The sequence below is a fragment of the Acetobacterium fimetarium genome, assembly GCF_014284475.1.
Classification (GTDB): Bacteria; Bacillota; Clostridia; order Eubacteriales; family Eubacteriaceae; genus Acetobacterium; species Acetobacterium fimetarium.
Genome location: NZ_WJBC01000020.1, coordinates 1 through 13,050 on the forward strand (window position 1 = coordinate 1; position 13,050 = coordinate 13,050).

Consider the following 13,050-nt stretch of genomic DNA (forward strand, 5'->3'; position numbering starts at 1 on the left):
AGTTATACCTATTTTTAGCTATTCAGTACAAGATATAATGACTGTTCTGCACTTTTAGCTCTACTTAGCGAGGTAACTATTTAAATAAAAGCCTTAAAAATCAATGATTTGAGGCTTGACATTATAGAAAGGAGTCAATTAGTATTTCAAATTTTAGAGAGGAGTTAGTGAAATGGCAGAATAATTAAAAAAGAGTGCAATCAACCTTTATGGGTTGCCGTCGTTTGGCTTTCAGACATTAGTCAATATTGAAGTCATGTTTTTTGCAGCGTTTCTGACAGACTTTGCCAAAATTCCGTTAGCGATAACCAGTACGTTGTTACTCGCCACAAGTATCGTCGATATTTTGTGGGTTCCCACTGCTGGCGTGATTCTTGAAAAAAGCAATATGAGATGGGGAAAATACCGCTCATGGCTTTTGGTCGGGCCCCCGGTTGCAGCCATATTCTATGTGCTGCAGTTTTCTCAAATCGGAGGTTCAGCAACAATTAGTGCAATTATCATCTTTGTCGGTTTTACCGTCAGCCATTTGGTATGGAATACATTTTATGCCGCTCATATTTCGATGAACAATGCGCTGACAACCATCCGGGAAGAACGAATTTCCATGGCGAGCAACCGCGGAATGTTCAATGCTCTCGGGGCACTGGCTTTTTCTTATTTCGGTGTCAAAGCGATTGCAGCTATCGGTACCGGAGTTGGCAATCCGGTTTTGGGTTACACCATCATGGCTGGTATCACTGGCTGTATCATGATCGCCTGTAACCTGGTTTATTTTGGGGTGACAAAAGAATATGCCAACAGAGGAAATGAACCAGTGGGCGGAAAGCCGGCTGATAAAATGTCCGTTGGCGAAATGCTGAAACAGATCGTTGTGAATCCGCCGTTGCTGGGATTGATGATTGTCGAATTGGGCCGCTATTTAGGGCGCTTTGTTATTTTTGGAATGGCGTTCTATTATTTCAAATATATCATCAATGATCTGCCGGGTCTGGCATTATTTATGACGGGTTTGACCGTTGTCAATTTCTTTGCAGCGATGCTGGCCGCACCGGTGGCAAAGAAGCTGGGCGAAAAAAATGCCTATGTAATCGCGTTGGGAATTCTGATTATCGGATTGCTTGTGGTTTGGTTCCTGCCACTTGAAGCAACACCGTTTAAGATTATCATGTTCGTTGCCTATATTGGTTACGGGTTGCCGGATTCACTGGGAGTAGCGATGTACTCTGCAACCGTTGATTACGGTGAATGGAAAACCGGCAAGAATGCCAGAGGCTTCATCATGTCGCTGATCAGTTTCCCGATCAAGATATCGGTATTCATCCGCTCCGTCATTATCGCAGCCGTTCTTGCCTCTGTTAACTATGTCGCCGATATGGCAGTGACACCGCAATTGATTCAGGCAATCAAAAACGGATTTGCACTCTATCCCGCGATCATAATGATCATCGGCATGGTTTTGATGTTTGGGCTCTATTCTCTGACACCAAAGAAAATGGAAGAGATCAGCAGAGACCTGGCCGCCAAAAAAACAGCCGAGTAAGCGCTGGCGTTTAAATTTAGTTTAGAAAGCAATAAACAGATAAAAGATGATTTTGGAATACTGAAAGCATTGAAAAATTTAAGGCTGATTATTTGATCGGTTTGTATGAAATAAATTCATTCAATGACAAGTAATCAGCCGCCATTATTTATCAGGGGAGTTTCGGCATGCCCCGGTACTGGATGGCTTCGGACAGATGGGCGACACTGATGGTCTCCGATCCGTCCAGATCAGCAATGGTTCGGGCTAGTTTCAGGATTCGATGATAACCGCGTGCGCTGAGATTCATTTTCGTGTAGACTTTTTCCATGAGCTTCTGTTCTGCGCTTCCGAGTCTGCAAAAGCGTTCAATCAGCCGGGGAGTCAACTGCGCATTATAAAATATAGCCAGGTCCTGATAGCGTTCGTTCTGCCTTTCCCGGGCGGCATCGACACGTTTTTTAATGGACTGAGAGGTTTCGCCTTTCGGCTTGGTCTGAAGTTCGTCATAAGAGGTGCTGGGAACTTCAACAAAAATATCCAGCCGGTCCATCAGTGGTCCGGAGATTTTGCCCTGATAGTTTCTGACCTGCTGCGGCGTGCAGATGCATTCGTGAGAGGGATCGGTGTAGTAACCGCAGGGACAGGGGTTCATGGAAGTGATCAGGGTAAAGCTGGCCGGAAAAGTCAGAGACGCATTGACGCGGGAGATGCTGACCTCCTGATCTTCAATGGGCTGGCGCAGCACTTCGAGGGCAGATTTCTGGAATTCCGGCAGCTCATCCAGAAACAGGACGCCCAAATGGGCAAGTGATACCTCGCCGGGTTTGGGGATGCGGCCGCCGCCCACCAGTGAAGCTTTTGAGATGGTATGGTGGGGCGCGCGGAAGGGACGTTGATTCATAATGGCATTGTCCTTCAGCAAACCGGAGATGCTGTGGATTTTAGTGATTTCAAGCGCTTCATCCAGCGTGAGATCGGGCAGAATCGAAGAAAAACCTTTGGCCAGCATCGATTTGCCAGCCCCCGGAGGGCCCGATAGAAGGACATTGTGAGCACCGGCAGCGGCAATTTCCAATGCCCGTTTGGCCTGGTCCTGTCCGCGGATGTCGGAAAAGTCGATGCCGTGACAGTCTCTTCTCTGGGCCAGAAGCTGGTTCAGATCGACCTTGAAGGGATCGATAATCAGTTCGTTTTTAAGAAATGAAACAGCTTCATTGAGGTCTCTCAGGGGAATCACATCGACACCCTGAACAACAGCGGCCTCATTGCGATTGCCATAGGGTATCAGAATTTTTTGAATGCCGGTATTTTTGGCCGCCAGAACCATCGGCAGGATACCGGTGACACTGCGTATTTCGCCACTGAGAGACAACTCACCGATAATGAGACAGTTTTCCGGTTCCTCCCAGGTGAGCTGATCCGAGGCACTCAGAATACCCAGTGCGATGGCCAGATCAAAGGCGGGACCTTCCTTTTTCAAATCGGCCGGGGCCAGGTTGATGGTAATGCGTTCCATGGGATATTTGAAGCCGTTGTTTTTGATGGCAGAAAAAACCCGATCTTTGGATTCTTTAATTCCGGCATCGGGAAGACCAACCAATGAATATGAAGGTAATCCTCTTGAAATATCAATTTCGACAGTGACAATAACGCCATTTACACCCAGCAACCCGCTACTTTTTATCTGTGATAACATCGATAGTTTACCTCCAATTAATTGATTGTATTATACAGTAAATATCAGTAAAAACATAGAGAAAAAAATAGCCCGGTATGTTATGATTTATCAGACAGGAGGCGCAAATGAAAAATACAAACAGAGGAATTATATATATCGTCATTGCGATGGTTTTATTCAGTACCGGCGGGCTTTTTATCAAGCTCATTGACGCCAATGCTTTCACCATAACTTTTGGTCGGGCGCTGATTGCAGGGCTTATTTTTTTGCCGTTTATTCAATGGAAAAAGATTAGAATTTCAAAGTCCTACGTGATGCTTGTCATTGCATATTGTTATCTTTGTATTATGTTTGTCACCACAACAAAAATGACGACGGCGGCTAATGCCATTATTCTGCAGTGTACAGCGCCTTTGTGGCTGTATCTTTTTTATGTCATCGTAAAGGGAAAGAAAATCACCAAGCGTGATCTGGTGCCGCGAATATTTATTCTGCTGGGGATTGTCGCGATTCTTGGCGAATCCGATGGCGGCAATCTGTTCGGTAACTTATTGGCACTGACCAATGGCATCGCCTATGCATTTGTTCAGTACAATATGGAAAAGGACTATCCATTTTCAGATGCATCGGTCATTGGGCTTAACAATATTGTCTTATGCCTCGCAATTCTGGTCCTGCTGCCTCAGAATCTTGCGTTCTCAGGGCTAACCGTTCAGGGCTGGCTGGGAATCATTTTTCTTGGTGTTTTTCAGATTGGGGTGTCTTATCTCTTCTTCTTCAAGGGAGTCCGATTGATTTCAGCGCTTAAAGCTTCCATTGTTTCACTACTAGAACCCATCCTCAACCCGATTTTTGTGTTCATTTTTGTCGGCGAGATGCCTTCGGTTGTTTCATTGATCGGATTTGGCATTATATTCTTCGGTATTTTCTTAACGATGATCCCCGATAAATCGGTGCAACAGATTAGGGAATACTAAAATGACAAGAAAAAACGCGTTGGGTACATTTCATAATGTATCTAACGCGTTTTTTTATGAAAAAGCTTGGTATAAAAATTAATCGTTTTTGGGTTTGGGGAAAGGATCAACAAATAAGAAGATCACACCACCAACGGCTGCAATGATCATCGCGGCGAACATCGGGCCACCAACCGGATCCCCGGTCACACCGCCGATAAAGGCAATCCAGTAAGTTGTGACAAAGGCAAATGCATTCATGACAGCCAGAATAATGGAAGCACACATCGGAACTGATTGTGGTGAGGCAGTCATGCCAACAATTGTAAATACCGAGGGCATCAGAATTGAGAAACCAATTCCTTCAAATGCGGCACCGACTGTGATAAGAGCAACATTGCCGGTATACAGAACAAAGATATAAGCGATCGCCATAGATAATAAACCAATGGCAACGGTAAATCTTTTGGCGAATTTGAAGACGCTGGCAAAGACTGCACCGCCGATCATACCACCAACAGTAAAGAATGAAAGCACAACAGCGGCTGTGGTTGGGCCACCAATACTATTGTTTGCCAGGAATGTTGACATCCCCATTAACATCGGATAATCAATAAACATGACCACGCCAAAGAGTGCGGCAACGATCCAGATGACGGGTTTGATGGTAATTTTTGGCTTTTCAGCTCCGGCAGGGTGTTCAATTTTAGGTGGTTCCGGCAGGAAAAACATAACCAATAAAAGCGTAATGATTCCCAATAAATGAGGCAGGAAGGCATAATTCCAGGCAATACCAGCCAAACCTCCGCCCATAAATTGAAGGACGATACCACCGACGTTCATCATGATGGTGCCGATTCCCAGTAAGCTTGCTTGTTTTTCGCCTTCATATAAACCGATAATAAGTGCGTTTCCGATTGGAGAAATGATACCGAGGCCAATCCCGAAGATGGCGCGTTCAATTAAAATTACCGTAAAGTCAGTTGCAAAGAAAGGTGCAACACCGCCGATAACGAATAACCCGACACCAATGATACCGAGTGTTTTGAACTTGACCCTGTTGCCGGCAACTGCACCAGCCAGCAAGGTAGCGGGAATACACATCAGTGACGGCAATGTTGATGTCAAGTAGATTGTGGAAACCGATAAATCCGGAAAAGCCAACATGATGCTGTTAAGAGCCGGTGTGATCGTTCCAACGCCCATCGCAATGAAGAAGATGGATATAATCGCGATTGTAGTGATTAATGAATTCTTTTGAGCCATAAAAATAATACCTCCTAAAATAAATTTATTTATCATGCATACTCGCTTATATGCATGGATAAACCAAAAGTAAAAAAACAGCAGCGCCCGATGTAAGAAAATCGCTAAAACAGAAAAACGTTTACATCGAATGTGCAAAAAAAGGTGTTCGCCAAACACCGGAACAGACTAGTAAGTTATCTACAATTAATATTAGTTGTATTTAACTGCAAAATGATAATAGCACTTTTAAAGCCGTTTGTCCACAAATATTTATAAAAAAAATACATATTACGAAAAATACGCTTATATACTGCCACTGACTAACGTTTAACACCGACAAATATCATAATTTACTATATTGTGATTATCGAAAATCAAGTGCAGGTTAGCATGGAATTATATTAGATTCAATTTCGATAGGGGAGAAGGTGATAACCTGGTAAAAAAATAGAGTGGTCGTGAGGGGATGCCGGATCCGGGGAATCCGCAAGAATTGATGGCGATCGATGCAGTGGTTAAATAAAAAAACAGCAAGCATGATATTCACGCTTGCTGTGGAAAAATGTTTTCGTTTTGAATATAAAAATATGGTTATTACAGCACAACAAAGTTCTTGTCGATGCGCAGATCGATCTGTTTCTCGATTTCGTAGGATTCATCTATGACCTGTTTGATAATGTTTTGGTCAAGACGCATGCTTGAAAGTAACTGGTTTAGGGAGGCATTGACAAAATCACGCGAGGAGCAGTCAATGAGTCCGGCATCATAGGCGAGATTGGTTGCGGCGGAAGCTCCAAAATTTGTATAGGTAATAAAACAAATTTCGAATTCACTATAATGTAAATCGCAGCTTTCGGCAAGGTTGCGATAATAATCCGTCATGACGGTATGCTGCTTATAAACGACATTTTCATTGAGAATATCATAATAAAAGCGACTGAAGTTTTTGTTTGTCCGCATATTATAATTGAGCATTCGCATTTCAACAGCAGTTTGCAGCAAGAGATCTGCCTGAATCTGTTTGGCGTCTAGTTTTTCTTTTACCTGTGTTTTGATGGCAGACATAAATTCATTATAAACATCAAGTCCCAAACCGCCTTTTGAGCCAAAATAGTAGTTGATGAGACCAACATTGGCACCAGAGGCTTTGGCAATTTTAAGGCAAGTGGTATTGGTATAGCCATATTCGTAAAACAGCGCTTTTGAGGCTTCATATATTTTACCTTTGGTTTCTTTTCCTGCTTTATATTTTCCCATTTATCCATCTTTCTTTTGTTTTAAACCAGATTGTAAATAATGCACATAAATTTCCTCTTAAGATTATCATACTTTCCGGTAAAAAACAAGACAGAGTCAATGAAAATATTTGCACGAAAGATCGGTGAAAATATTTTCATTGACAGGGCAATGGGATCATGATAGTATTGCTTAGTAAATTACTAAAGCAGTAAATTACTAAATACAGAATTGAGGTAAGTAATATGAAAATCCCAACGACGCTGAAACATAAACCGGTTATTGTTTCAGAGAATTACGATAAAATTGATGGAAGAGACAGTCAATCAGATGCAAAAGGGCTGTCGGTTGGTTTGGCTCAGTGGAACGACCGGGGAAAAGTTGATGTCTCGGCAAAAGTATGGCGTTATACAGGTGAAAAATGGTCCCGCCAGTCCGAAGAGATGCCGCTGCATCGGGTGATTGATCTGGCGATTTTTGTCTGCCGGACAAAACAGTATTTCAGGGAAGCCTATCGCTATGACAAATTATATGACGAAAATGATGCTCAAATTGATCGGATCGCACTGCAGGGAGGCGCGATGGATGTATCGGTTTGTCTGGACAATCCGTTACTGGAAGAAGACATCCAATTGGTGGCCAAAGCGCTTGCCGCGGATGATGAGTTGCTCGGAGAGAGATTGGCGCGCTTAGCGGCAATACTGAGAGAAATGGGGTACTGATGAAAAAGAGTGAATCAAAAAAGGAAATGATTGCCGCGTACAAGGAACAGAAATCGGTTGGTGGAGTTTTCGCAATTCAAAACCGCAAGACCGGTAAGCTGTTTTTGGATGTGACCCCCAATATTTCGGGAATGGCGAATCGCTTTGATTTTGCAAAAAGAACGGGGTCCTGCGTCAATATCAAACTAAAAAATGATTGGACAGCGGATGGAAAAGACAGTTTTGAGTTTGAAGTTTTAGAAGAGCTGGAAATGGGGGAAGATCAAAGCAGAAAAAGTTTCAAGGAAGACCTTGAAATGCTCAAGTCGTTATGGATGGAAAAATACGCTGATAAAAGTTTTTATTAAGTGCCGTTTTTATGGAAAATAAACGGTATCGGATTGGTCAAGCGGATAATTCGTCGAAAAGCAACAAAGGCACGGACAACAATGGGCGGATCAAATCCGTCCATTGTTGTCCGGGCCATTTTATTGAGTTCGTATATCTGACAATCGGCGAATCAGTTTTGCTTTAACCATTCCCGGTTAAAAGCGATGGCTTTTTCAACCCGCTCTTTGGCTGGGCCGCCAATAATGTTTCGCTGGTTGACACAGACGGTTAAATCGATGGCTTCAAAGATAGTTTCATCAAATACCGGGGAAACGCTTTTATATTCTTCCAGCGTAAGTTCATCCAGACTTTTGCCATGTTCCAGTCCGAAGAAAACCAGTTTGCCAATGATTTCGTGAGCGTCACGGAAAGCAACCCCGTGTTTAACAAGCCAGTCGGCTGCATCGGTGGCGTTTGAGAATCCACCAGCCGCCGCTTTTTTCATGACGGGTTTATTGACGGTCATGGTTTTAACCATTTTGGCAAAGGTAATCAGACAGATGTTAATGGTGTCGTAGGCATCAAATACCGGTTCTTTATCTTCCTGCATGTCTTTATTGTAAGCCAGCGGGATGCCTTTCATGGTGGTCAAAAAGCCCATTAAATCCCCATACACACGACCAGTCTTGCCGCGGACCAATTCCGCGATATCCGGATTCTTCTTTTGCGGCATGATGCTGCTGCCGGTACTGAAGGCATCATCCAGCGTGACAAAGTTAAATTCGCTGCTGCACCATAATATGATTTCTTCAGAAAAACGGCTGAGATGCATCATCAATACTGCTGCTGCTTCAAGGAAATCAATGCAGAAATCCCGGTCGGAAACACCATCCAGGCTGTTTAATGATACGGCTGCAAAATTCAGTTCATCGGCGACAGCGATCCGGTCTAAAGGGTAGGTTGTGGTTGCCAGCGCCCCGGAACCAAGCGGCAGGGTATTGGCCATTGCTTTTACCTGGTCCATCCGGATCATGTCCCGTTTGAACATTTCAACATAAGCCATCAGATGATGGGCAAAAGTAATCGGTTGGGCCCGTTGGAGATGCGTGTAGCCGGGCATGATGGTTTCGGTATGTTGCTGCGATAAATCCAGCAGCGTCGCCACCAGCTCACCAATCAACAGCTTGCTTCCGGTGGCAATCTCTTTCACATAAAGACGCATATCGGTGGCGACCTGATCATTTCGGCTGCGGCCGGTATGAAGCTTTTTCCCGACATCGCCGATGCGCTCGGTGAGAATGGCTTCCACATTCATATGAATATCTTCCATTTCCACGGCAAATTCAACTTTTCCGGCTTCGATATCGGCGAGGATTTCTTCAAGCGTGCGGATAATCAGTTCGGCTTCGCCGGGGTCGATGATGTTTTGTTTTCCCAGCATTCGGGCATGGGCAATGCTGCCGGTGATATCCTGTTTGTAAAGGCGTTGATCAAAGGAAATAGACGAGTTAAAATCATCGGTTAAAAGGTCGGTTTTCTTGGAAAACCGACCTCCCCACATTTTTTTCATTGTTTTTATTCCCCTTTTTCTTCCTTGCTCAGTCGCATCAGGGCACGCACTTTAAGCGGCAGCCCAAAGAGATGGATAAAGCCTTCAGCATCTTTATGATCATAAAGATCGCCGGTGGTGAAGCTGGCGATTTCAGCATTGTAAAGCGAGTAAGGAGAAGTAACGCCGATAAGAATAATGTTGCCTTTATAAAGCTTTAATTTGACGTTTCCGGTCACTGTTTTTTGAGTTTCATCAACGAAAGCGGTCAGCGCTTCGCGCAGCGGTGTGAACCATTCGCCGTTGTAGGCAAGTTCGGCAAATTTTACAGCGGCCTGTTGTTTGAAGCCAAAGGTTTGACGGTCCAGACACATATGTTCCAGTTCTTCATGGGCATTATAAAGAATGGTGCCACCTGGTGTTTCGTAGATGCCACGGGATTTCATCCCGACGACGCGGTTTTCAATTAAATCAACAACGCCGATGCCGTTTCGGCCGCCGATAATGTTGAGCTTTTCCAATAATTCTCGTGCGCTCAAGGCCTCGCCGTTTAATTTAACTGGCGCACCTTCCACAAAATCCAAACTGATGATTTCTGGTTCATTGGGAGTATCTTCAATCGGAGTTGTCATCTGCAATAATTTTTTATATTGTGGTTCCAGTGATGGATCTTCAAGTTCAAGACCTTCATGACTCATATGCAGAATGTTCTTGTCACGGCTGTAGCTGTTGCTGATAGTCATCGGGACTTTGATATCATGTAGAATACAATAGTCCATGGCATCTTCCCGGGATTTGATATCCCAAATTCGCCAGGGAGCAATTATTTTTAATTGCGGAGCCAGTGCGCCAATGGATAATTCGAAACGCACCTGATCGTTTCCTTTACCGGTGGCACCGTGACAAATTGCTTCGGCGCCTTCCAGTTCGGCATATTTTACGAGCACTTTGGCGATTAATGGACGTGCCAGGGAAGTACCCAGCAGGTATTTCTTTTCATAAACGGCATCAGCTTTAAGCGCTGGCCAGACATAATCTTCGACAAATTCGTCGGTGACATCTTCAATATAAAGTTTGCTGGCGCCGGAAGCGAGCGCGCGTTCTTCGAGGCCGTCCAACTCGGTTCCCTGTCCAACATCAACACATACGGCAATAACTTCATAGTCATAGGTATTTTTAAGCCATGGTATAATGGTTGTGGTATCTAATCCACCGGAATAGGCAAGTATTACTTTTTTCTTCAATTTATTATCCTCCTGAAAATCATCTGTTCATATGTTTATTTTTAATACATGAATGATTATACAATCAATTGCGGATAAAATCAAGTATAAAAAGAAATTTATTTGAAATACATTTATAAATATACAAAAATAACGCTTGATTATTCATCTGGAGTCTTGTATAATACAGAAATAAATTAATTTACAATAAATTTTCATAAACAGACAGACAATGATCTATTATTTTGATAGAATAAATAATAGAAGAAATCATTCTGATTAGAACATTTGGAAAGGAAAGAAAAATGATTAAAGCATCTGTTATTGGAGGAACCGGTTACGCAGGACAAGAACTCATCCGCATATTGATGAGGCATCCGGAAGTTGAGATCGTGACGGTTGGCTCCAGAAGTTATGCCGGACAGAAATTCAGCGATGTTTATGCAAACTATGAAAACCTCACTGATCTTATCTGCGAAGCAGCCAACATTCAGGAATTGGCAGAGCAGTCGGATGTTATTTTTCTTGCAATGCCTCACGGCATTGCATCTAAAATGGTGACCGATGAAATTTTGCAACAAACAAAAATTATCGATTTGGGAGCTGATTTCCGGCTGAAAGATATTGATATATATGAAGACTGGTACAAGACCGAACATTTCAACCAACCTTTACTTAAGGAAGCCGTTTATGGATTGTGCGAATTACACCGCGATGATATAAAAAAAGCACAGCTGATCTCAAATCCGGGTTGTTATACAACCTGCAGCATCCTGAGTCTGGCACCGCTTGTCAAGAATAATCTGATTGATGTAAACAGCATTATCATCGATGCAAAATCAGGCGTCACCGGCGCCGGACGAAGTGCCATTCTGACTTCCATGTATTCAGAATGCAATGAATCCATCAAGGCCTATAAAATAGGGGAGCATCGACATACGCCGGAGATTGAACAGGAATTAGGCTTGTTAAGTGACAGCTGCTTTAATCTTTTGTTTACGCCGCACCTCGTTCCGATGAACCGCGGCATTCTGGCGCTGTCCTATGCGACTTTAACAAAGTCAATCACCCAAACTGAGATTCGGGATCTTTACAAGGCGTTTTATCAGGATGAATACTTTGTCCGTCTAACCGGAGATCGGATGCCGGAAACACGCTGGGTCAAGGGAACCAATTTCTGTGATATTGGAGTGAAGCTGGATGAACGAACCAACCATGTTGTGGTGGTCGGGGCGATCGATAATCTGATCAAGGGAGCCGCAGGTCAGGCGGTTCAGAATATGAACATTGCTTTTGAGCTGGATGAAAAAACAGGAATCGACTTTATTGCTGATTTCCCGATTTAATATAGGAGTTAAAGAGATGAAAATAATTAAAACAGGTGGCGTAACAACACCGGTTGGTTTTAAGGCTGGTGGCATAAACTGTGGAATTAAGTCAAATGGCAAGAGTGATTTGGCAATTATCTATTCGGAGGTGCCGGGAGCGACGGCCCTGCTGACAACGACGAATCAGGTGAAGGCAGCCCCGATTCTCTGGTGTAAGGAAGTCATCGTCAACCCGTACAAACAGGCGGTCGTTGTTAATAGCGGCAATGCCAATGCCTGTACCGGCGAACCCGGAACCGCAGCGGTGAAGCTGACGGCGGATAAAATGGGCGAAGCGCTTGGCTTGCAATCAGCGGATGTTCTGGTGGCGTCGACTGGTGTGATCGGTGTCGCATTGCCGGTTGAAAAAATTCTTGCCGGCATTGATGCACTGGTTCCCAAACTGGGGAATACACTTGAAAACGGAGAGCTGGCGGCAAAAGCAATCCTCACCACCGATACTGTAATGAAGACCATTGCTGTTGAAGTCGATATTCAGGGAAAACCGGTGAAAATCGGGGGCATGGCAAAAGGTTCCGGGATGATTCATCCGAATATGGCAACCATGCTTTCGTTCGTAACCACCGATGTGAATATTGAACCGGCGCTGCTGCAAAAACTGTTAAAAGAGACAGCCGTTGATACCTACAACATGATTTCAGTGGATGGGGATACCAGTACCAACGATATGGTGACCGTGATCTCAAATGGGATGGCTGGAAACAGTAAGCTGGAGGAAAACACACCGGATTATGAAATATTCAAAGAAGCTTTTGTGTATGTTCACAAAACCCTGGCCAAAAAAATCATTCGCGACGGTGAAGGTGCCACAAAGTTTGTAGAGGTCGAAGTTTTTGGAACAAAGACAAAAGACGATGCCAGAGCGATGGCCAAGTCGGTGATCACTTCAAATCTGGTAAAAACGGCTTTGTTTGGTGAAGATGCTAACTGGGGGCGGGTTCTCTGCGCGTTGGGTTATTCTGGCGTTGCGTTTGATCCGTTAAAAGTTTCATTGGTTTTTTCAAGCCAGGCCGGGATGATTACCCTGCTAAGTGACGGGGTTCCCATTGCTTTTGATGAAGATGAAGCCAAAAAAGTATTGTCCGAAAAAGAGATCAATATTTCAGTTGAACTCAATGAAGGGGATGAAAAGGCCGTCGCATGGGGTTGCGATTTGTCCTATGAGTATGTTAAGATAAACGGCGACTATCGCAGCTAAAAAGATAAAGTCTTTGTG

The 13,050-nt window shown here is 43.9% G+C and carries 11 protein-coding genes; 6 read left to right on the forward strand and 5 right to left on the reverse strand.

The genetic code is table 11. The annotated features are described in order from the left end of the window. Positions 1-199 precede the first annotated feature (199 nt). Positions 200-1,543, forward strand: a complete 1,344-nt coding sequence (locus tag GH808_RS11845) for an MFS transporter (RefSeq protein ID WP_420797528.1) — start codon at positions 200-202, stop codon at positions 1,541-1,543. Positions 1,544-1,694: 151 nt separating this feature from the next. On the opposite strand, the gene GH808_RS11850 is transcribed toward GH808_RS11845, so the two are convergent. Continuing rightward, the gene (locus tag GH808_RS11850; protein WP_186843005.1) at positions 1,695-3,221 is read right to left on the reverse strand and encodes a YifB family Mg chelatase-like AAA ATPase; all 1,527 of its coding nucleotides are present in this window, start codon (positions 3,219-3,221) and stop codon (positions 1,695-1,697) included. Positions 3,222-3,328: 107 nt separating this feature from the next. On the opposite strand from GH808_RS11850, the gene GH808_RS11855 reads away from it, so the two are divergent. Further along, the gene (locus GH808_RS11855) at positions 3,329-4,180 is read left to right on the forward strand and encodes a DMT family transporter (RefSeq protein WP_186843006.1); all 852 of its coding nucleotides are present in this window, start codon (positions 3,329-3,331) and stop codon (positions 4,178-4,180) included. A 78-nt stretch (positions 4,181-4,258) separates the two neighbouring features. On the opposite strand, the gene GH808_RS11860 is transcribed toward GH808_RS11855, so the two are convergent. Continuing rightward, positions 4,259-5,425 (reverse strand): MFS transporter, encoded by a 1,167-nt coding sequence (locus GH808_RS11860; RefSeq protein WP_186843047.1) that lies wholly within the window; start codon positions 5,423-5,425, stop codon positions 4,259-4,261. Between the two features lie 576 nt (positions 5,426-6,001). After that, a complete protein-coding gene (locus GH808_RS11865; RefSeq protein WP_186843007.1) occupies positions 6,002-6,664 on the reverse strand; it encodes a TetR/AcrR family transcriptional regulator in 663 nt (220 codons plus the stop codon). 224 nt (positions 6,665-6,888) lie between these two features. Here GH808_RS11865 and GH808_RS11870 point away from each other — a divergent pair, with 224 nt between their 5' ends. After that, a complete protein-coding gene (locus GH808_RS11870) occupies positions 6,889-7,365 on the forward strand; it encodes a DUF6530 family protein (RefSeq protein WP_186843008.1) in 477 nt (158 codons plus the stop codon). Beyond that, positions 7,365-7,712: a GIY-YIG nuclease family protein gene (locus GH808_RS11875; protein ID WP_186843009.1), complete on the forward strand. Its 348-nt coding sequence runs from the start codon at positions 7,365-7,367 to the stop codon at positions 7,710-7,712. Before GH808_RS11870 ends, GH808_RS11875 begins: the two co-directional genes overlap by 1 nt. A gap of 152 nt (positions 7,713-7,864) precedes the next feature. Here GH808_RS11875 and argH read toward each other — a convergent pair whose 3' ends face one another. Continuing rightward, positions 7,865-9,244, reverse strand: coding sequence for an argininosuccinate lyase (gene argH, locus GH808_RS11880; protein WP_186843010.1), 1,380 nt, complete (start codon positions 9,242-9,244; stop codon positions 7,865-7,867). A 5-nt stretch (positions 9,245-9,249) separates the two neighbouring features. Continuing rightward, complete coding sequence (locus GH808_RS11885; RefSeq protein ID WP_186843011.1) at positions 9,250-10,467, reverse strand: argininosuccinate synthase; 1,218 nt, start codon at positions 10,465-10,467, stop codon at positions 9,250-9,252. Positions 10,468-10,751: 284 nt separating this feature from the next. Between GH808_RS11885 and argC the strand changes: the two genes are divergently transcribed. After that, entirely contained in the window at positions 10,752-11,792 is a 1,041-nt protein-coding gene (argC, locus tag GH808_RS11890; RefSeq protein ID WP_186843012.1) for an N-acetyl-gamma-glutamyl-phosphate reductase, read from the forward strand. 16 nt (positions 11,793-11,808) lie between these two features. Further along, a complete protein-coding gene (argJ, locus tag GH808_RS11895) occupies positions 11,809-13,032 on the forward strand; it encodes a bifunctional glutamate N-acetyltransferase/amino-acid acetyltransferase ArgJ (RefSeq protein WP_186843013.1) in 1,224 nt (407 codons plus the stop codon). Positions 13,033-13,050 lie beyond the last annotated feature (18 nt).

Coding starts and splice junctions, on each gene's coding strand:
- GH808_RS11850 (WP_186843005.1), bottom strand. CDS start 3,221: ATGTTATCACAGATAAAAAGTAGCGGGTTGCTGGGTGTAAATGGCGTT.
- GH808_RS11855 (WP_186843006.1), top strand. CDS start 3,329: ATGAAAAATACAAACAGAGGAATTATATATATCGTCATTGCGATGGTT.
- GH808_RS11860 (WP_186843047.1), bottom strand. CDS start 5,425: ATGGCTCAAAAGAATTCATTAATCACTACAATCGCGATTATATCCATC.
- GH808_RS11865 (WP_186843007.1), bottom strand. CDS start 6,664: ATGGGAAAATATAAAGCAGGAAAAGAAACCAAAGGTAAAATATATGAA.
- GH808_RS11870 (WP_186843008.1), top strand. CDS start 6,889: ATGAAAATCCCAACGACGCTGAAACATAAACCGGTTATTGTTTCAGAG.
- GH808_RS11875 (WP_186843009.1), top strand. CDS start 7,365: ATGAAAAAGAGTGAATCAAAAAAGGAAATGATTGCCGCGTACAAGGAA.
- argH (WP_186843010.1), bottom strand. CDS start 9,244: ATGAAAAAAATGTGGGGAGGTCGGTTTTCCAAGAAAACCGACCTTTTA.
- argC (WP_186843012.1), top strand. CDS start 10,752: ATGATTAAAGCATCTGTTATTGGAGGAACCGGTTACGCAGGACAAGAA.
- argJ (WP_186843013.1), top strand. CDS start 11,809: ATGAAAATAATTAAAACAGGTGGCGTAACAACACCGGTTGGTTTTAAG.